This window comes from Streptomyces bugieae (assembly GCF_036352915.1).
GTDB classification, from domain to species: Bacteria; Actinomycetota; Actinomycetes; order Streptomycetales; family Streptomycetaceae; genus Streptomyces; species Streptomyces endophytica.
On record NZ_JAZBJP010000007.1, the window covers coordinates 161,040 to 179,290 of the forward strand.

The 18,251-nt window shown below is 72.3% G+C and carries 16 protein-coding genes and 1 tRNA gene; 7 read left to right on the forward strand and 10 right to left on the reverse strand.

What is annotated here, in order from left to right; all coding sequences use genetic code 11:
* Nucleotides 1-22: 22 nt before the first annotated feature.
* Nucleotides 23-781, reverse strand: a complete 759-nt coding sequence (locus tag V2J85_RS16100) for a YcnI family copper-binding membrane protein (RefSeq protein ID WP_330822001.1) — start codon at nucleotides 779-781, stop codon at nucleotides 23-25.
* 179 nt (nucleotides 782-960) lie between these two features.
* Complete coding sequence (locus V2J85_RS16105) at nucleotides 961-1,860, reverse strand: hypothetical protein (RefSeq protein WP_330821956.1); 900 nt, start codon at nucleotides 1,858-1,860, stop codon at nucleotides 961-963.
* Nucleotides 1,861-2,107: 247 nt separating this feature from the next.
* On the opposite strand from V2J85_RS16105, the gene V2J85_RS16110 reads away from it, so the two are divergent.
* Together V2J85_RS16110 and V2J85_RS16115 are read left to right on the forward strand one after the other, a co-directional pair.
* Nucleotides 2,108-2,596: an ATP-binding protein gene (locus tag V2J85_RS16110; RefSeq protein ID WP_261956616.1), complete on the forward strand. Its 489-nt coding sequence runs from the start codon at nucleotides 2,108-2,110 to the stop codon at nucleotides 2,594-2,596.
* A gap of 259 nt (nucleotides 2,597-2,855) precedes the next feature.
* Nucleotides 2,856-3,509 carry a TetR/AcrR family transcriptional regulator gene (locus tag V2J85_RS16115; RefSeq protein WP_261956615.1) on the forward strand — a complete coding sequence of 218 codons (654 nt, stop codon included), beginning with the start codon at nucleotides 2,856-2,858 and terminating at the stop codon, nucleotides 3,507-3,509.
* Nucleotides 3,510-3,516: 7 nt separating this feature from the next.
* Here V2J85_RS16115 and V2J85_RS16120 read toward each other — a convergent pair whose 3' ends face one another.
* From V2J85_RS16120 to V2J85_RS16130, 3 genes are all read right to left on the reverse strand, one after another.
* Nucleotides 3,517-4,974 (reverse strand): aminopeptidase P family protein, encoded by a 1,458-nt coding sequence (locus V2J85_RS16120; protein ID WP_330821957.1) that lies wholly within the window; start codon nucleotides 4,972-4,974, stop codon nucleotides 3,517-3,519.
* Between the two features lie 148 nt (nucleotides 4,975-5,122).
* Entirely contained in the window at nucleotides 5,123-6,730 is a 1,608-nt protein-coding gene (locus V2J85_RS16125) for a PP2C family protein-serine/threonine phosphatase (RefSeq protein ID WP_330821958.1), read from the reverse strand.
* A gap of 27 nt (nucleotides 6,731-6,757) precedes the next feature.
* On the reverse strand, nucleotides 6,758-7,042 hold the full coding sequence (locus V2J85_RS16130; RefSeq protein WP_261956612.1) for a hypothetical protein: 285 nt from the start codon (nucleotides 7,040-7,042) through the stop codon (nucleotides 6,758-6,760).
* 404 nt (nucleotides 7,043-7,446) lie between these two features.
* Between V2J85_RS16130 and V2J85_RS16135 the strand changes: the two genes are divergently transcribed.
* Both V2J85_RS16135 and V2J85_RS16140 read left to right on the forward strand, forming a co-directional pair.
* On the forward strand, nucleotides 7,447-8,157 hold the full coding sequence (locus V2J85_RS16135; protein WP_330821959.1) for a bifunctional DNA primase/polymerase: 711 nt from the start codon (nucleotides 7,447-7,449) through the stop codon (nucleotides 8,155-8,157).
* Between the two features lie 182 nt (nucleotides 8,158-8,339).
* Nucleotides 8,340-9,116 (forward strand): hypothetical protein, encoded by a 777-nt coding sequence (locus V2J85_RS16140; protein ID WP_330821960.1) that lies wholly within the window; start codon nucleotides 8,340-8,342, stop codon nucleotides 9,114-9,116.
* Nucleotides 9,117-9,371: 255 nt separating this feature from the next.
* On the opposite strand, the gene V2J85_RS16145 is transcribed toward V2J85_RS16140, so the two are convergent.
* The 3 genes from V2J85_RS16145 to V2J85_RS16155 all read right to left on the reverse strand — a co-directional run bounded on the left by V2J85_RS16145 (nucleotide 9,372) and on the right by V2J85_RS16155 (nucleotide 12,373).
* Nucleotides 9,372-10,340 (reverse strand): SEC-C domain-containing protein, encoded by a 969-nt coding sequence (locus V2J85_RS16145; protein WP_261956610.1) that lies wholly within the window; start codon nucleotides 10,338-10,340, stop codon nucleotides 9,372-9,374.
* A gap of 375 nt (nucleotides 10,341-10,715) precedes the next feature.
* The gene (locus tag V2J85_RS16150) at nucleotides 10,716-11,423 is read right to left on the reverse strand and encodes an ATP-binding protein (RefSeq protein ID WP_330821961.1); all 708 of its coding nucleotides are present in this window, start codon (nucleotides 11,421-11,423) and stop codon (nucleotides 10,716-10,718) included.
* Nucleotides 11,424-11,476: 53 nt separating this feature from the next.
* Complete coding sequence (locus V2J85_RS16155; RefSeq protein ID WP_261956608.1) at nucleotides 11,477-12,373, reverse strand: glycerophosphodiester phosphodiesterase; 897 nt, start codon at nucleotides 12,371-12,373, stop codon at nucleotides 11,477-11,479.
* Nucleotides 12,374-13,316: 943 nt separating this feature from the next.
* Here V2J85_RS16155 and V2J85_RS16160 point away from each other — a divergent pair.
* Together V2J85_RS16160 and V2J85_RS16165 are read left to right on the forward strand one after the other, a co-directional pair.
* Nucleotides 13,317-14,936 carry a S1C family serine protease gene (locus V2J85_RS16160; RefSeq protein ID WP_330821962.1) on the forward strand — a complete coding sequence of 540 codons (1,620 nt, stop codon included), beginning with the start codon at nucleotides 13,317-13,319 and terminating at the stop codon, nucleotides 14,934-14,936.
* Between the two features lie 51 nt (nucleotides 14,937-14,987).
* Nucleotides 14,988-15,074, forward strand: a tRNA-Ser gene (locus V2J85_RS16165).
* 106 nt (nucleotides 15,075-15,180) lie between these two features.
* Here the strand turns inward: V2J85_RS16165 and V2J85_RS16170 are convergent.
* Together V2J85_RS16170 and V2J85_RS16175 are read right to left on the reverse strand one after the other, a co-directional pair.
* Nucleotides 15,181-16,275: a baeRF3 domain-containing protein gene (locus V2J85_RS16170; RefSeq protein ID WP_330821963.1), complete on the reverse strand. Its 1,095-nt coding sequence runs from the start codon at nucleotides 16,273-16,275 to the stop codon at nucleotides 15,181-15,183.
* Between the two features lie 344 nt (nucleotides 16,276-16,619).
* Nucleotides 16,620-17,168, reverse strand: a complete 549-nt coding sequence (locus V2J85_RS16175; protein WP_261956605.1) for a hypothetical protein — start codon at nucleotides 17,166-17,168, stop codon at nucleotides 16,620-16,622.
* A gap of 196 nt (nucleotides 17,169-17,364) precedes the next feature.
* Here V2J85_RS16175 and V2J85_RS16180 point away from each other — a divergent pair, with 196 nt between their 5' ends.
* Nucleotides 17,365-18,141 carry a class I SAM-dependent methyltransferase gene (locus tag V2J85_RS16180; RefSeq protein WP_330822002.1) on the forward strand — a complete coding sequence of 259 codons (777 nt, stop codon included), beginning with the start codon at nucleotides 17,365-17,367 and terminating at the stop codon, nucleotides 18,139-18,141.
* Nucleotides 18,142-18,251: the final 110 nt, after the last annotated feature.

Genomic DNA, 18,251 nt, shown 5'->3' on the forward strand with positions numbered 1-18,251 from the left:
GCCGCCCGGCCCGTGGTGGCGATCAGGCGTTGCGCCGCCGGCCGGCGAACACGCCGAAGCCGACGCCGATGACGCCGACGACGATGCCCGCGGCGCCCAGGAGGCGGGCGGTGTTGTCGCTGGTGTCGGCGGCCGCGGCGGTCTTCACGTCCCCGGCCTTGTCCTCGCTCTTGGCGTCGGCGGCCGCGCCGTGCGCGTCGTCCTCGGCGGCGGTGAGCTTGAGCACCGGCGCGGGGTTCTCCGGCTCCGGGCCGCCCTCCTTCGTCGGCTCGATCCAGCGCACGACCTGCTTGTTGTCGTACGTCTGGAGGGCCTTGAAGACGAGCTGGTCGGCGTCCTTGGGCAGCTGGCCGATGGAGAGCGGGAACTGCTGGAACTGGCCGGGCTCGACGCCCTTGCCGTCGGCGGTCCAGGTGATCTTCGAGGGCGCCTCGGTGATCTTCTCGCCCTCCATCTCGATCGGCTTGGCGAGCTTGGTCTTGGTGACCGACACCTTCCAGCCGGGCACCGGCTGCGGCATGACCGACGCCAGCGGGTGGTCGGTCGGCAGGGTCACCTCGAGCTTCACCGTGGAGGCGTGGTCCTGCTCGTTGGGGACCTTGAAGTTGACCGTGGCGAAGCCGCCCTTGGGGGCATCGTCGGACTGCACGCTGACGTGCGCGAAGGCCGGCCCGGCGAGCAGCAGCACACTGCCGGCCGCGATTCCGCCCACCAGGGGCAGTCTGGTCTTGACGAATCCGGCAATTCCGGATGACTTGGAAGTCCCGGAAGTCCCGGACATCGTGGGCTCGCTGGGCATGGTCGACGCGTTCGACATGGAAAGCACTCCACAGGAAGGAGAGAGATACGGGTGACGGTGATCGGTGGCGCGCACACGGCGACGCCGCGCGAGCCCGTACCCGCCCCCATGCCTTGAGGGCATGGGAGGTACTCCCATGTGGGAACGTGCGTCGCGTGACGTCAGGCCGCGAGGGCCAGGGCGGTCACGACAGGCGGCCCTCGCCGGATCACACTGTGGTCGAGCGCGGCACCTTGCGGGCCGGGTTTGTCATCCCCGTACGAAACGAGGGCGCGCAGCAGTGCCTCGTGCGCCGCGCCGAGGCCCGCGAGCAGGGCGCCGACGAGCGTGAGTGCCCCGCGCACCGCGCCGAGCAGGGCGTGGACGGTCAGCTTGTACGCCGCCGGGGCCGACAGCCGGACCAGCCGCCACAGCGCCGCCTCGCCCCGCCGCAGCAGCCAGCCGACCGCGAGCGCGGCCAGCAGGTGCCCCAGCAGCATGGGCAGCGACGGCAGCAGACCGTGCGTCATCGCCGGGTCGGCGGCGGCGCCGCCACCGGCCGTCCCGGGTCCGCCGGGTGCGCCCAGACCGGCCGCGGAGGCCATGTCGTAGCCGCCCCCGTCGAGGAGCCGCCGCGCCCGCGCACCGTCCAGCCGGCCCGTGCCGAGCCCGCACATCAGGTGCCGGGCCAGGTCCACGGCCGTCGCGTCGGACAGCGCGCCGTGCCCGGATCCCCCGGAACCGGTCGCCGTCCCGGCCATCGGCATCCGCTGCCGCGCCATCCGCTCGGCCGTCGTCAGGCCGCACACCTGGCCCCACACGAACAGCGAGTGCAGTGCCAGCTGGCCCACCGCGAGTCCCGCGGCGATGCCCGGCAGCGTCCGCTCCCGGCCGGCCAGCGGCGCCGCGACCGCGAACACCACGGCGGCGGCGACGCCCAGCGTCCACAGCGGAACGGCGGCGCAGGAAGCGATCATGTGCCCGGCCGCGGACAGCGCGACACAGACCGCGGTGAAGACCGCGGCCCTCAGCAGCCGCAGGTCCGCGGCCGCGCGCGCTGGGGAGGCGGGCGGGGCAATCATGGCCGCGCCATCATCCCACTGCCCCCGCCCGCGGCCTACGGCAGGGCGGCCCGAAGGGGCGCCTCTCAGGGGCGTCCAGGGCGTCCGCCGGGGCGCGCGGAGGCGCGGGCGCGGCGCTGCGCCTACACCGATGCGCTCACTCTTCGCATCCGCCGAATGAGCGGTATCACGTCCCGGACATGCTTACGGACCTTGGGGCACGGCAATACGTATCGATATGTCGAGCCGCGGCCAGGAGGCTGGAGCGATGAGCATCTGGTGGTCACTCCATTTGCGGCGCGAGGCTGCGAGCGTGCCGCTCGCCCGGCGTCTGCTGCTGGGCACGATGGAAACGGCGGGCGTCGACCCGGACATCTGTTACGACCTGTCGGTCGCCCTCTCCGAGGCGTGTGCGAACGCCGTCGAGCACGGCGGCGACGGAGCCCCCGAGGACTACCGCGTGACGGTCTTCATCGACGGCGACACCTGCCGCATCGAAGTCACCGACTCGGGCCCCGGTTTCCGCGGCGCCCCCTCCGCCCCGCCCCATAGCCCCGCGGACCGCCCTCTGCCGGCCCCCGTCCCCGCCCCCGCCCAGGCCCCCGCGTTCGCGGAGGACGGCCGGGGGCTCTTTCTCATCGAGGCCCTCACCGACCACGTCCGCTACCGCAACCGCACCGGCCGCCCGGGCGCGGTGGTCAGCTTCGACAAGATCCTCAAGTGGCGGGAGGGCGCGGCGCTGCCGATGGCGTCCTGAGGTGTCGGCAGGGGACGTGCGCGGGCATCGGACGCGGCGGCGCGGAGTGTAAGTGTGGTGCTGCCTCGCGGGGCCGCGGGCTGGCCGGAAAGTGCCTGCTCGGGAGGGATGGCGGCGCGGCCTCGCGGTGGGAGGACCTCCCCCGCGGCGTCCCCTGTCCCTGCGAGACCGGCGCACACCAAATCTAACGCGAAGAAGCTCGCGTTAGTCTTTCTCGGACAATACTTGGCGTGATCCCGCACTGCAATACGGAGCCGGCGTGACGACAGCGCACCAGCCCCAGGGCGCCCCGGGCGAGACCCGACCCGGCGGGCGTACGGCGCGCACCCGCGAGGCCGTACTGGCCGCGGTGTTCGAGGAGTTGGGCGCCGGCGGGTTCGCCGGACTCACCATGGAGAAGGTCTCCCAGCGCTCGGGCATCCACGTCGCGACGCTCTACCGGCGCTGGCGCAGCATCGAGGGCCTGGTCTGCGACCTGCTGACCGAGCTGAGCGCCGACGTGCCGCTGCCGGACACCGGCACGCTCCCCGGCGACCTGCGTGCGCTGGCCCGCTCGATAACCGCGTTCTACGGCGAGCCGCGGATGCGGCGGCTCATCGAGGCGGTGGTGTCCGCGGCGGCCCGCGACCCGCAGGTGGCCACCGTGCTGCGGTCGTTCTTCGGCGAACGGCTGGCGCTGGCCGGCCAGATGGTGGAGCGGGCCGTCGCGCGCGGCGAACTGCCCGCGGAAACCGATCCCGAGCAGGTGATGTCGGCGCTCGGCGCGCCCTTCTACTACCGGATCCTGATCGCCCGCCGCCCGGTCGACGCGGCGCTGGCGGAATCCGCGGCCACCGCCGTGTGGGCCGCGGCCCGGGCGGGCGCGTACCCGCGGGAAGGCCACGGGCCGGCGGACGACGCCACCGGCCCGTGAACCAGGGTTACTTCTTCAGCCCGGCCATCCAGGCCTCGACCTCGTCGGACCGGCGCGGCAGCGCGGCCGAGAGGTTCCGGTTGCCGTCATCCGTGACGAGGATGTCGTCCTCGATGCGGACGCCGATGCCGCGGTACTCCTCGGGGACCGTCAGGTCGTCCGACTGGAAGTACAGACCGGGCTCGACGGTGAGGACCATGCCGGGCTCCAGCGTCCCGTTGACGTACGTCTCGGTGCGCGCCGCGGCGCAGTCGTGGACGTCCAGGCCGAGCATGTGGCCGGTGCCGTGCAGGGTCCAGCGGCGCTGCAGGCCGAGCTCCAGCACCCGCTCGACCGGGCCCTCGACCAGGCCCCACTCGACGAGCCTCTCGGCGAGCACCCGCTGCGCCGCGTCGTGGAAGTCGCGGTAGGCGGCGCCCGGCTTGACCGCCGCGATGCCCGCCTCCTGGGCCTCGAAGACCGCGTCGTAGATCTTGCGCTGGAGGTCGGAGAAGCGGCCGTTGATCGGCAGGGTGCGGGTGACGTCCGCGGTGTAGAGGGTGTCGGTCTCCACACCGGCGTCCAGCAGCAGCAGGTCGCCGGAGCGGACCGGGCCGTCGTTGCGGACCCAGTGCAGGGTGGTGGCGTGCGGGCCCGCGGCGCAGATCGAGCCGTAGCCGACGTCGTTGCCCTCGACGCGGGCGCGCAGGAAGAACGTTCCTTCGATGTAGCGCTCGGACGTCGCCTCGGCCTTGTCCAGGACCTTCACGACGTCCTCGAAGCCGCGGACGGTGGAGTCGACGGCCTTCTGCAGCTGGCCGATCTCGAACTCGTCCTTGATCACCCGGGCCTCGGAGAGGTGGACCCGCAGTTCCTCGTCGCGCTCGGCGGTGACCTTGTCGGCCAGCGCGGCCTCGATGCCGGCGTCGTGCCCGCGGACGACGCGGACCGGGCCGGTGGCCTCCTTGAGCGCCTCGGCCAGCTCCCGCACGTCCTTGCAGGCCACGCCGAGCAGCGCGGCGGACTCGGTGAGGCTGTGGCGGCGGCCCACCCACAGCTCGCCCATGCCGTTGAGCCAGAACTCGCCGTTCTCGCGGTCGGAACGGGGCAGGCGGTAGAGCGTCGCCTCGTGGCCGTCCTTGGTGGGCTCCAGGACCAGCACGCTGTCGTCGGTCTGGTCGCCGGTGAGGTAGACGTACTCGGTCGAGGCGCGGAAGGAGTACTCGGTGTCGTTGGAGCGGGTCTTCAGGTTGCCCGCCGGGATCACCAGGCGCTCACCGGGGAAGCGCGCGGACAGCGCGGCGCGGCGGCGGGCGGCGTTCGGGGCCTGCTCGATCGGCTGCAGGTCGCGCAGCTCGGTGTCGGCCCAGCCGCTCTTCATGTTCTCCGCGAGCTCGTCCGAGACGCCCGGGTAAAGGCCGTTCTTGCGCTGCTTGATCGGCTGCTCGTCCTCGTCCGGGGTCTCCGGCGTGAGCTCGTCGGTCACAATGCCTCCTTTTAAGAGTGAACCGCATTCCATCGTATGTGCCGACGGATGACGGTCCAGGGGGCAACGGGTGTGACCTGTCGGGCAGCGGCCGCGCCCCCTTCCGGGGCACGACCGCTCACCCGCCTGACCTGCACAATCGCGGGCGCTACTCCTCGAAGTACGCCACCAGCAGCACCACGTCCTCCTCCGACGACGGGTCGTCCAGCCCCCGCGGCAGCATCGTGCGCAGGACGTGGTCGGCCACCGCTTCCGGATCATGGCGGATCGCCCGGGGGACGCCCGCGGTGGCGGTGTGCAACCGGGCGAAGGCGCGGTCCATGGGCTCCCCGGTGCGGTGCAGCAGCCCGTCGCTGTACAGCAGCAGGGTCTCGCCGCCGGCCGGTTCGATCTCCACGCTCGGCGCTTCCCAGCAGGCCAGCATGCCCAGCGGCGCGGACAGCGTGGTCTCCACGAACTCCGTCCGCAGATCCCCGAGGATCAGCGGCGGGCAGTGACCGGCCCCGGCCAGCACCAGCTTGCGCGGCAGCACACCCGGCACCGGCGGCGCGGGCGGGCCGCCCGGGGCACCCGGCGGCGGCTCGGTGAACGCGAACAGCGCGGTCGCGCTGCGCGCCGGCTCGGTCAGCCGCAGCAGCAGCTCCAGGTCGGAGAGGACCGCGACCGGGTCCTCGCCCTCCATGACCGCGTACGCGCGCAGCGACGCCCGCAGCCGTCCCATGGCGGCCACCGCGCTCGGCCCGGACCCGGTCACCGAGCCGACCGCCAGGCCCAGCGCGCCGTCCGGCAGCGGCAGCGCGTCGTACCAGTCGCCGCCGCCGCGCGGTCCGGTGGCGTGCCGCACCGCGAGGCGGACGCCCGGGACGCGCGGCAGCCGGTGCGGCAGCAGCTCCTCGCGGAGCGTGGCGGCGGCCTGCCGGCTGCGGTGCAGTTCGAGGAGGCGGGCGAGGTGCTCGGAGGCGTGGGTGCGGTAGAGGCCGACGAGGTGGCGCTGGCGCTCGGTGGGGGCGGCCGGTTCGTCGTAGAGCCAGACCGCGGCGCCGGTCCGGCCGACGGGATCGGCGGTGAGCGGCACGGCGTAGCTGGCGGCGTACCCGAGGCGGGCGGCGACCTCCCGCAGCCGGGGGTCGAGGTCCTTCTCCCCGGGGATGTCGGGCTCGCTGATCTCCGTGCGGTCGTCGGGCCCGACCGTGCCCTCGGGGGCGTCGTCGCCGGCGCCGGAGACGCCCGGCTCCGGAAGGCCGTCCAGTATCCGCGCGTACGACAGGGCGCGGCGCGGCACGGTCTCGATGTGACCGATCTCGGCGTGGCCGAGGCCGAGGCCCACGGTGGTCTCCGGGCCGAGGCCGTCGGCCGGCGCCAGGACGACCAGACCGCGGCGGGCGCCGACCAGCGAGGCGCCGGCGCGCAGCAGCTCGTGCAGCGCCTCGTCCAACGTCCGCGTGCGGGCGAGCCGTTCGGTCAGGTCGTGCAGGGTGCTGAGGTCGGAGATCCAGCCGGCCAGCCGGTCCTGGACGGCGGCGAGTTGGTCGAGGGCGGAGACGTCGGGGGTGGTGGGGGCGGAGCCGGGCGGGGGGTCGGGGGCGGCGGTTCCGGCTCCGTCGGTGGCGGGGTCGGACGCGTCGTCGGAGGGGTCGGAGGGGCTGCCGGAGGCGGGGTCCGCGGGCGTCTTCGCCACATGCGGGCCGACAGTGTGCGTGGGAGCGGGCAGAGCTGGTTCGATTCCAGCCACTTTCGGTACGTGAGGGGCGGTCATGGCTGGCGGCTATCGTCGCGCCAGGCATTACTCCAGTTCAGGCCGCTGATTGTGAGGGAGTGCGGCTTTTTGTTGAGTGACGTTGTGCGATCCGTTCGGGCGCGCAATTTCCTCAATAGCATCGCAAACCCCCATGTCATGCTGCTCCGCTATCAATGCCTCCACATGTACACGCACCAGCGAGGGGATGTCCAGCATTGTCCCCGTGGGGTTTGTGGTGTCAGTGAGGTCTGTAGATTGGCCTGAAAAAAGCCCCACGAGCGTCAATTTGAGGTCGACTGGCGCCGATCGACAGCGCGTCATCACCACCATGGCGGGTACGTAATCGGAAAGGTGCGGGGCCAGTTGGGCTCGCACCGGGAACTCTCCGGCGGGCACCGGCGTCTCATACGGCGACGACCGCACGCACCTCCAAGTGGCGGGGACTGCACCACCGGAAGCGCAAGCGCCATGCGCGCGCCACCCCTCGCCACGTTCCCCGCTCGGCGTACGACGTGATGCGCTGCCTTGTACACGCGGTGACCAGAGATCCACGTGGCGTGATCGACGCGCGATCGACCCCGGCTGCATGACCGGGCCGTAAGAGCGCCACCACGGCGTCGAGCGGCCCGTGCGAAACCATGCGGACCGGGCAAGCAGTGCCTTGAAGTGCCATGAAGAGCGATGGACGAAGCCCTCGGCAAGCCCTTGGCGTTAACGGAAAGGAACGAGCGCTCATGCGCGAGATCCTCGGAAGGCGACGCAAGATCCTGTTCCGGCGCACGGGGAGGTCGGCGCTGCTCGGTGCGGCGCTCCACTGCGCCACCGAGTGGCAGTGGCCCGTACTTCCCGGCGTGGCGCTCGGCCCCGCCGGCCGGCAGCCCGCCGGCGCCCGGCTCGGCCTCGGTGAGCGGCCCACCCGCCGGTGCAGCTGCCCCGATCCGGACTGCGTGGTGCCCGGCGCACACCCCTTCGACCCCGGCCTGCTCGCGGCGACCACCGACGCCCGGATGGTGCGCTGGTGGTGGACCAACCGCCCGTCCGCCCCGATCGTGCTGGCCACCGGCGGCCGCGCACCCTGCGCGGTGAGCCTGCCGGCGGTCGCCGGTGTCCGCGCGCTGGCCGCCCTGGACCACTTCGGCGTCCGCGTCGGCCCCGTGGTCGCCACGCCCACCCGCTGGTCCCTGCTCGTATCGCCGTACGGACTGGAGGAGTTGGGGGAGCTGCTGCACTCGCAGGACTGGGTGCCCAGCTCGCTGCGGTTCCACGGCGAGGGCGGCTACGTGGTGCTCCCGCCGTCCCAGATCGGCGCCGGCCGGGTGCGCTGGGAGCGGCCGCCGGCAGCGACCCCCGCCGCCCCCTGGCTGCCGAAGGTGGCCACCATCGTCGACGCCCTGGTGACGGCCAGCACCAGCACGCCGGACGGCGGCAGCCGGCTCGCCTACTGACGGGCGCGGGGCGGGCGACAGCGAAGGAACCGCGGGCGGTTCACCCGTACGGGTGTGACGAGCCCCGATCACTACGGGAAATGGGTGTCCGGGCGACCGGACGCACCGCCCGCGGCCGATAGGTTCGGCCCACCGTCAAGCCGTCGGCGTCGACGACGGCATCTCAATCGCAGGTGGGGCCCATGCAGCGTGCGCAGAAACTCCGCATGACCGGGCTCGCCGGTGTGGCCGCGCTCGCCGTCGCCGTACCGCTCGGGGCCGCGATGGCCGGCCCGGCCGAACCACTGCTCCCCCACCGCCGGGCCGCCGGAGCCCGCCTCGGGCAAGGAACGCGCACGGCCGAAAATCGCCCCCTGCTCGGACGGGACATGGCGGGAGAAAGCGGCTCCAAGACGGGGAAAAGCGGCATCGGGACGGCGGGGAAGAAGGGCGCCGCGATGCGGGAAATCGGCGCCGCCGCGGACAAGGTGGCCGCGGCCGCCCGCTCCCACCGCCCCGCCCGGTCGCCCGCCGGTTTCCGGGCCGGGGCCCCCGACGGCCCCCTGGACGACCTCGGGCTGCCGCTCCTCTCCGGCCGGATCATCCACTGCGGTCCCGAACTCGCTTCCGGGCGGGGCATCGAGGCGCAGACCTGTGTGCTCACCGAGAGCGGCCGGACCTGGGCGCGGACGTACTACCGCAATGTCACCGGCGGCGCGCTGCGGGCCGTACTGACCCTGCTGCGCCCGGACGGCCGGAGCGTCCAGGTGAACTGCGAGGTACCGGCGGCCGATGTGCCGGGCGTGTGCGAGACGCCGGCCGGCCGGACCGTACGCGCGGGCCGCACCGGGTACACGGCGGTCGCGGAGTTCTCGGACACGGCGGGGGAGCGGCTGCTGCTGCGCTCCGGCAGCAACTCGGCGGCGGACGACGGGAGCCCGGCGGCGGGTGGCCCGGCGGCGGGCGGCGACTCGGGCTGATCGCTCGCGGGTGCTCGCCGGTGCTGATCGTCCGGCCGATCGGAGTGCCTGGTTCCGGACATGGAAGCGCCCGGTCGCTGGCGACGGGGGATGCACCAGCGACCGGGCTTTTAGAACCGTAACAAGAGATCGGCGGTTAGCAAATTCGATCGTGGAATTCCGGACGCTCATTTACCGTCAGGTAGGGGGAGTTGTGACCGGTGTCACGCCAGGGTCCCCGGAGGCGTACGGTGCGCATGATCGCCGCCGGGACGGTCAGCTCAGCGTGATCTGACGGTTGGTGAGGCCGCCGCGCGCCCGGCGCTCGTCGGCGGTCAGCGGGGTCTTGGCGGCGAGCGCCTCGGCCAGCCGCTCGGCGAACTCCGCGGCCGGCTTGGCCACCTCGTCCGCCCCCATCTCCGAGGGCAGGTCCCACACCGGTACGACCAGCCCGTGGGCGCGGAACGAACCGACCAGGCGGGTGCCCTCGCCGAGCGAGGACGCGCCCGCGGCGTGCAGCCGGGCGAGCGCGTCCAGCAGCTGCTCCTCGGGGTGGGCAGTGACCCAGCGCAGGTGGTTCTTCTCGGGCGCCTCGCACCAGTACGCGCCCTCCAGGCCGGGAATCCGGGCGGTCGGGATGGCGGCCGCGTTGGCCCGCTCCAGAGAGGCGGCGACCTCACCGGTGGCGTTCTCGGCGTTCTCCACCCAGAACTCGAAGCCCGTGTGGACGGTCGGCTCAAAAGATGCGTTCAGGTCGAGCAGGTCCTGCAGTCGCGGACCCTCGGCGGAGGGGCGCGCGGCAGCGACCGGACTGCCCGGTTCCGCGGCCAGTGCGCGCTGCAGGGTGTCCGCGAGGTCGCGGCTGATGTCACCGGAGGCGGTGTCGTTCTGCAGCCCGAGCAGGATCGCCCCGTTGTCGCGGCGCAGCGCGGGCCAGGCCATCGGCAGCACCGTCGCCAGCGTCACGGAGGGCACGCCCTCGGGCAGCCCGCCCTTCAGCGTCAACTCGGCGGTGGCGGCGGGCACCAGCTCGCGCAGCGCCACCCAGTCGCACTCGCCGGGCAGGCCCTCGAAGGGGCGCTGCACCAATTCGGTGACGGCGTGCGCCGCGCGCCGCCCGTGACACGCCTTGTACCGGCGGCCGGAACCACAGGGGCAGGGCTCACGAGCGCCGACGACCGGCACCTCCCCGTCCTTGATCTGCGGTGCTGCGGACTGGGGCTGGGGGCGGCGCTTCTTGGCCATGCGACGGCTTCTCCTGGTCGATCCCGGGCGTACGCGTTTCGGCGCGAGCCTAGAGGATCGCGTACCGGGCCGCCCTGACCGTGCGGGGGGCCGTCGCGGGTGTTTCGCGGACGGTGGGCGGTGGGCGGTGGCCAATGGCAGGTGGGGCGAGGGGGAGCGGCGACGGCACCGACGGCCGATGGCCGGTTGCCTCGTTGCTGCCCGCTGTCGTGCCGCCCGTTCGAGCCGACCGAGCCGACCGAGCCGACCGAGCCGACCGAGCCGACCGAGCCGACTGGCCCGGCGTCTTACGCCACCTGCGCCAAGTCCCCGGCGCCCACGCCAAGATCCAGCGCCCGGGCCCAGTCCTGCAGGCCTACGCCAAGTCCTGTACGCCTACGCCAAGTCCTCGATGTCCAGGAAGGCGGCCGGGTTCAGCGGCCGGCCGGTGGGCGCGAGTGAGGACGGGAGCCCGGCAACCGGGTCGGTCATCGCGTCGGCCGTCGGATCGGGCATCAGATCCACGCGCGTAGCGAATGCGCCCTGAAGAGAGAGCACGGCCCAGACCGTGACCTCACCCGGGGTGCTGTCGCGTACGCCCCAGTCCTTGGTGAGCGAGTGGATGATCGCCAGTCCCCGGCCGCCGTGCGCGGTGATGGAGGGAGTGGCCGGGCGGGGACGGGTCGGCCCGCCGCCGTCCGTGACCGCAACGGTCAACCGGCCCTGCCCGTCGATCTGCCAGGACGCCCGCACGGACGCCGCGGCCCCCACCCGCGAGCCGTTCCGGGCCGCCATCGGGCCCGTCGGGCCGGGTTCGTCGATCGGACGGGCATGCCGACAGGAATTGCTCAGCAACTCCGAAAGGACCAGGACCGCGTCATCGACGACCGTGTCCTGAACTCCGCTTGCCAACAGCTCTTCACGCATGCGTCGCCTGGCCATGCCCACACCCACCGGACCATGGGGTACGGCCATGATCGACGACGTCGGCACCTCTTGTGCCACCACCAACGCCACCCCCGAGACCTCCTTTGCCCCACGCCACGGGATGAATGCCCCAATGGACTGGACCGGAAACCGGCCACCCGGCACGCGGTGACGCACAAACCGGCATCGGATACCGGTCGAATGCGCCGGTGCACACCCTGTGATGAGCTTTAGCCAAGGCCGAGTTGCCTTCGTACCTGCTTGGGGCGATTTGTAATCACCGCATCGACTCCCAATTCCTGGCACAGCACGACATCGTCGGGCTCGTTGACCGTCCACACATGCACCTGATTGCCCGCCCGATGTGCCTTGGCGACGTATTCGGGATGTGCCCGGAGGATCCGGATGCCGGGTCCCGCGATGCCCACGCCCGCCGGCAGCCGGCCGTCGCGGTAGCGGGGGGTGAGGAATTGCATCAGGTAGACGACGGGGATGGCGGGCGCCGCGGCCCGGACGCGGTGCAGCGAACGGGCGGAGAAGCTCATCACCCGGACCGGAGACGGCCGGTCGGCGCTGATGGCCGGTTTCGTGTACCCGAACCTGCCCAGCAGCTCGACCAGCCGCTCCTCCACCTGTCCGGCCCAACGCGTCGGATGTTTGGTCTCGATGGCCAGCTCGACCCGGCGGTCCGCGTCGGCGACCAGCTCCAGCAGCCGCTCCAGCGTCAGTACGGACGTCCGCTCGGGATCCTCGTTCTGCCGGTCCGGCGCCTCGCCGCCGAACACCCCGCTCCGGCGGTACGGCGCCTCGGCCCCGAACGTCTCGCCGCCGAGCGCCTCCTCCTTCCAGGAGCCGAAGTCGAGGGAGGCGAGATCGGCGAGTTCGAGGGCGGAGACCGCGCCGCGCCCGTTGGAGGTGCGGTTCACCCGCCGGTCGTGCACGCAGACCAGATGGCCGTCCGCGGTCAGCCGGACATCGCACTCCAGGGCGTCCGCCCCGTCCTCGATCGCCTTGCGGTAGGCGGCCAGGGTGTGCTCCGGGGCGTCCTCCGAGGCGCCTCGATGGGCCACTACGGACATGGCGGGACGATCCGGATGGGGGTCCTGGGCGGGGCGTGCATAGCTCACCGCGTTATCGTGCCACTCGCCGGTGCCGGTGGGTCGGGCGTACCCCGGCTGTACCCCGGGCGTATCCGGGGCGTATCCCGGGCGTACCCCGGAGCGAGGGGGCCGGCCGCGCTTCGGCTCCGCCGTGGTCCTCGCCGCGAGCGCCGTCGAGGACCACGCCGCGCGTACCGTCGCGGATCCGTCCGTGGAGCCCGCCTGTGGCCCCGGAGTGGGCCCCGGTGTGGGCCCGGTGTGGGCCCCGCCCGTGGACCCCGGCGCGTGGGGCGGCCGTACCCCGACGTGCGGAACAACGGATGCGCCCGTTTTGTCCGGCATAAAGGATGAGAGCACAGTCACAGCCTCGGCTTACGGCACTCTGACGCGCGGTGGGAAAGGCTGGGACGGAGCTTCGCCCGTATCGCCTGGCCCGTACCGCCCGGCCAGGGCCCGCGGATCCACCGCGCGGCCCCGACCGACGGCCCGGTCCGGCGGCGCGGGACTCGCCGAGACCGCCGGGATCCTGAATCCTGGGGTACCGGAGTACCGGAGCACTGGAGCAGTGGAGGACCGGAGTACCGGAGCACTGGAGCAGTGGAGGACCGGAGTACCGGGGCACGGAAGCACACGGAGGAGCACGGAAGAACATGGAACGGCGCGCCGGGCGTACTGGTGAGCCGCGAAGTGGGTAGCCGAGCCCACCGGAGGTAGCCCCGGACGATCGGGTCTACCGCTCCACCAGGCACTTCGGCGACGACGGGGACGCCCTCCGAGAGGTATGCGGAGAGATCCTCCGAGACGTCTTCGGAGACGTACTCGGGGACGCCCTTCCGGGCGCCTCGGGGCGCACTCCGTGTCACTGTCGTCACCACCCGGTCGGACCGTGAGGCCCGGCCGGACCGCAAGACCCCCGTACGGGCCGCCGGCCCGGGCGGGACCGTAAGGCCGTGAAGCTGAGGAGAGAGCTGTGAGCACCGAGAACGAGGGAGCCGTCCCGTCGGAGGCCAGGCCGCCGACCGGGGCGCAGCCGGACAGCGCTGCCGCGTCCGCCTCCGGCGCCCAGGCTCCCGACGCCCCGCCCGCGCCCGCGACTCCCCCCGCGGCACCCCCGCCGCCGGACTTCGCCCCGACCGTCGCCTCCGCGGGCGACCCTGGCCCCGGGCCCGCACAGCCGCCCCACCAGTCACCCCAGTCGCACCAGCCCGGATACCCGGGCGGCGAGCCCACTGCCTCTGGGTACCCGGGTGGCGAGCCCACTGCTTCCGGGCACCCGGGTGGCGAGCCCACCGCTTCCGGGCACCCGGGTGGCGAGCCCACCGCTTCCGGGTACCCGGGTGGTGAGCCCACCGCGCAGCTCCCCCCGTACGCCGCGGCCGGCCACGGTTCCTCCGCCGGCGGCTGGGGCGGGCCCCCGTACGGCGGTGGCGGCGACCCGTGGGCGGGGGCCGGCACCCCGGCTCCCAAGCGGCGCACCGGCGGGCTGATCGCCGCCGTCCTGGTGGCCGCGCTGGTCGCCGGCGGAGTCGGCGGCGGCATCGGCTACTGGGCCGCGGGCCGTGACGACACCGCCTCGACGACGGTCTCGGCGCCCGGTGACGCCGGCGCGCTGAACCGCAAGCCCACCTCCGTCTCCGGGATAGCGCAGCGCGCGCTGCCGAGCGTCGTGACGATCGAGGCGCAGGGCGCCACCGGCGAGGGCGGCACCGGCACCGGCTTCGTCTACGACAAGCAGGGCCACATCCTCACCAACAACCACGTCGTCGCCAGCGCGGCCGACGGCGGCAAGCTCACCGCGACGTTCTCCAACGGCAAGAAGTACGACGCCGAGGTCGTCGGCCACGCCCAGGGCTACGACGTCGCCGTGATCAAGCTGAAGAACCCGGGTGACGCCACCCTCAACCCGCTCCCGCTGGGCAAGTCGTCCAACGTGCAGGTCGGCGACGCCACGATCGCGATCGGTGCGCCCTTCGGCCTGTCGGGCACGGTCACCACCGGCATCATCAGCGCCAAGGACCGGCCGGTGGCGTCCAGCGACGGCGGCGGCAGCCAGGCGTCGTACATGAGCGCCCTGCAGACGGACGCGTCGATAAACCCGGGTAACTCCGGCGGCCCGCTGATGGACGCCGGCGGCAACGTCATCGGCATCAACTCCGCGATCCAGTCGGCCGGCAACGGCGGCGGCCTGGGCGGCGAGTCCGGCCAGTCCGGCAGCATCGGGCTGGGCTTCGCGATCCCGATCGACCAGGCCAAGCGGGTGGCGCAGGACCTGATCAAGACCGGCAAGCCGGTCTATCCGCAGATCGGCGTCCAGGTCGGCATGCGCGACACCGGCAACGGCGCGACCATCGCCCAGACGGGCAACAACGGCTCCGACGCGGTCACCCCGAACGGCCCTGCCGACAAGGCCGGCCTGCAGCCCGGCGACACGATCACCAAGCTCGACGACACGGTCATCGACAGCGGCCCCACCCTCATCAGCGAAATCTGGCAGCACAAGCCGGGCGACCAGGTCACCCTGACCTACAAGCGCGCCGGCAAGGAGCACACGGCCAAAGTCACCCTGGGGCAGCGCACGGGCGACAAGTGACGCGCTAATCTGATCCCGCGGCACCCGCGCTCCCACGCGCCGGCGCCGCGGGGAGGCTTGCCCGAGCGGCCTAAGGGAACAGTCTTGAAAACTGTCGTGGCGGCAACGTCACCGTGGGTTCAAATCCCACAGCCTCCGCTGAGGTAGAAGAACATGCAGGTCGGAGCGGGTTTCGGAGTTGTCCGGGCCCGCTTCGGCTGTGTTTGTTGGTCGGTTGCGCCGAGCTTTCCGTGGCTGTGGGGCGTCAGTAGCGCAGTACGCCTGCGATGCAGCCCTGGTCCGTGAGTGTGCCGTCGGGTACGAATCGGACCTCGGTGCCGGTCTCCAGGGCCTGTTCGACGATCTCGTCGATCATGTCGTCGCGTGCCCCGGAGTGGGCGGTGTCCGCGGGCTGCAGGTGTCCGCCCTCCTCGCGTACGACGGTCCGGAAGTGGTCTTCGACGGCGAGCAGACGCACCCGTGCCTCCTTCACGGCCTGCCAGACCTCGTCGATACCGCCCGCGAACTCGTGCCGTCCCTGTGCGGTGTCCAGCTCGGCGACGACGGTGGACGTCGCCGCGGACTCGCGCGCGGTGCGCAGTGGCTCGACGGCCTGCCACACGCCGGCGGCCGGCCCGTCGGCGAGACCGCCGTGCTCGACGGTCATGGTGTCCGGACCGAGGGGCCCGAGCTCCTCCAGGAGGGTCAGCGCGGCGGACGATCCGATCACGTAGAGGGGGCGGGGTTCGGCGGCGAGGACGGCCCGCAGCTTTTGGTGCGCCTCGCGCAGGAAGTGTCGGGTGGCCTCGTCCTGGAAGGTGCTGGGCAGGTCGCCGATGCGTTCCTTTCGCTCTGCGTCGTAGTCCTCGAGGCTCCGGGTGAGGGGAAAGCCGTCACGGGTGTGCTCGGCGGCGCGCTCGGGCTCGCCGTTCCACAGCGAGACCCGGTCGGCGGCCACGGCCAGTGCCCAGTAGGGCTGCTCAGCGGCCTGGGCCGCGACGAGGTTTCGGGTCAGGAAGGTGTCGGCGAGGACCACGCGCTCCGGCACGTCACGGGCCACCGACCACACCTGGTGTTCGCCCTGCGCCGCGTAGATGATGAGGCCGTCCTCGGCGTGGACGAGATCGACCTCGGCCACGGCTCGGCGCAATTGGTCGAGGACCTCAACGCGCCCCTCGCGGGGCACGTCCGGGGCGTTCTGGACGGCTTTCTCGGCTTCGGCGACGAGGTTGCGCAGGCGTACGGGGTCCTGGGCGTTCTCCGGTTCGCGGCGGTGCGTCGGCATCACGAGGGAGACGGCAGGGTACGGGCGGGGCCGGCGCAGTTCGGCGAGCACGTCACTGCTGAGCATGGGGTCCATGCGGAAGCCTTCCTGCTGGTTCGGGCAGATGCCGGGGCGGGGCCTCGGGACTCGGGATGCGGTACGGCGGGCGACGCGGCCGTTCGCGGGGCGACTACTGGGGTCCGGCGAGCTGCTCTGCCAGAGGCCTCCCCCTATACGCCCCATAAATCGACATTTTGTACTGATATGCCGGCGTTCGCGAGTCGGTGCGTTCTTGACCTCCGTGGGGCGGTGTCCAGGCCGGGAGCGCGCAGGCCAGGAGGGCGCTGACGGGTGTCTGGTGGATGCCTGACGGGTGTCTGGGGGTGTCTGGTGGATGTCTGGCGAGGCGATTGGGTGGCTGAGCGCCGGGGGGCGCTGGGTCAGCCGCCCCTGTTTTCGGTCTTCGTCTCGTAGGCGTCCAGTTCGCTGCGTAGCGTTTGGCCCGGGTACGGCCGCTCGTAGGGCTCCAGTAGCACCAGGCGGAGGCTGCTGAGGGGGTCGACGGTGGGGCGGGCGTCGTACTCGATGCCGTCCTCGTCCTCGTAGTCGTCCAGCCGGTCCCACGGGGGGATGACGAAGGGGTACGACTTCCACCGGAAGTGGCCTTTTCCGTCGGGGTGTATCTGCCACTGGGTGCCTCGGTAGTGGTTGTGCACCTCCCCGAGATACCAGGCGGCGACCTGCAGGAACGCCTCGTCCTCCTGCTCCCGGAACTCCTCCGCCGAGCGGAACCTCTCCCGCACCACGTCCTCCAGGAGATCCAATGACTCGGGGGAGAAGTCCCACGGACCGCCGATGTCCTGCACCCACGTCGAGAACCGCGACTGCTGTTCACGCAGCCACAGGGGCAGGACGTCGTTCTCCGACCGCAGTACGTCCAGCTCGCGCGCTTCCCTGATGTCCTTGGCGCTCCAGTTCCCTCTGCTCATGGGGCCGACCTTAGCCATCCGCACTGACATCGCCGGGGAACGGCTGTGCAGGGGAGGGGAGTTGGGGTGTGGAGCGGTGCTTCGGTCGAGGGTTCGTCAGTCGAGGTTTCGTCGGTCGAGGTGTCGTCAGAGGGTTCGTCTTCGAGGTGGGGATAAATGGGTGGCGCTGTGGGGCGGCTGGGGGAAGTGTGGGGGTATGAGTCGTATGCGGGCGTTTGAGGAATTGGTTGCCGAGGCGGAGGCCGTGTCGGTGGAGGGGTGGGACTTTTCGTGGCTGGAGGGGAGGGCTACGGAGGAGCGGCCCTCTTGGGGGTATCAGCGGGCGATGGGGGAGCGGTTGGCGCGGGTGGGGGCGGCGCTGGACATCCAGACGGGGGGTGGGGAGGTGCTGGCCGGGGCTCCGAAGTTGCCGCCGGTGATGGTGGCCACGGAGTCCTGGCCGCCGAACATCGCCAAGGCCACCGCGCTGTTGCATCCGCTCGGTGCGGTCGTGGTGGCCGATGCGGATGAGCCGCCGCTGCCGTTCGCCGATGCGGCCTTCGATCTGGTGACGAGCCGTCATCCGGTGACGGTGTGGTGGGAGGAGATCGCGCGGGTGCTGCGGCCCGGGGGGACCTATTTCTCTCAACAGGTGGGGCCGGCGAGTGTTTTCGAGCTGGTGGAGTACTTCCTCGGGCCGCAGCCGGAGGACGTACGGCGGGCGCGGCACCCCGAGGACGCGCGGCGGGCGGCGGAGGCGGCCGGGCTGGAGGTGGTCGATCTGCGGGCCGAGTCGTTGCGGACCGAGTTCTTCGACATCGGGGCGGTTATTTATTTCCTGCGGAAGGTGGTGTGGATGGTGCCGGGGTTCAGCGTGGAGCAATACCGCGAACGGCTGCGGGAGTTGGACGGGGAGATTCGGCGGGAGGGGTCGTTCGTGGCGCACACGACGCGGTTTCTGATCGAGGGGAGGAAGCCGGAGCGGGTGCGGTGACGGGCCCGTCTTTGGGTAGCGCGCCCTTCGCATGGGGGGCTTGGGCGCGCCGCTCTGGGGTGTTGGGGGTGGGGGCAGGGCAGTCAGGTCAGGTCAAGTCGGGTCAGGTC

Bases quoted from the DNA above. Each gene is read 5' to 3' on its own strand.
- V2J85_RS16100 (WP_330822001.1), bottom strand. From the start codon at position 781: ATGTCCGGGACTTCCGGGACTTCCAAGTCATCCGGAATTGCCGGATTC.
- V2J85_RS16105 (WP_330821956.1), bottom strand. From the start codon at position 1,860: ATGATTGCCCCGCCCGCCTCCCCAGCGCGCGCGGCCGCGGACCTGCGG.
- V2J85_RS16110 (WP_261956616.1), top strand. From the start codon at position 2,108: ATGAGCATCTGGTGGTCACTCCATTTGCGGCGCGAGGCTGCGAGCGTG.
- V2J85_RS16125 (WP_330821958.1), bottom strand. From the start codon at position 6,730: ATGACCGCCCCTCACGTACCGAAAGTGGCTGGAATCGAACCAGCTCTG.
- V2J85_RS16130 (WP_261956612.1), bottom strand. From the start codon at position 7,042: ATGGTGGTGATGACGCGCTGTCGATCGGCGCCAGTCGACCTCAAATTG.
- V2J85_RS16135 (WP_330821959.1), top strand. From the start codon at position 7,447: ATGCGCGAGATCCTCGGAAGGCGACGCAAGATCCTGTTCCGGCGCACG.
- V2J85_RS16140 (WP_330821960.1), top strand. From the start codon at position 8,340: ATGCAGCGTGCGCAGAAACTCCGCATGACCGGGCTCGCCGGTGTGGCC.
- V2J85_RS16145 (WP_261956610.1), bottom strand. From the start codon at position 10,340: ATGGCCAAGAAGCGCCGCCCCCAGCCCCAGTCCGCAGCACCGCAGATC.
- V2J85_RS16170 (WP_330821963.1), bottom strand. From the start codon at position 16,275: ATGGACCCCATGCTCAGCAGTGACGTGCTCGCCGAACTGCGCCGGCCC.
- V2J85_RS16175 (WP_261956605.1), bottom strand. From the start codon at position 17,168: ATGAGCAGAGGGAACTGGAGCGCCAAGGACATCAGGGAAGCGCGCGAG.
- V2J85_RS16180 (WP_330822002.1), top strand. From the start codon at position 17,365: ATGAGTCGTATGCGGGCGTTTGAGGAATTGGTTGCCGAGGCGGAGGCC.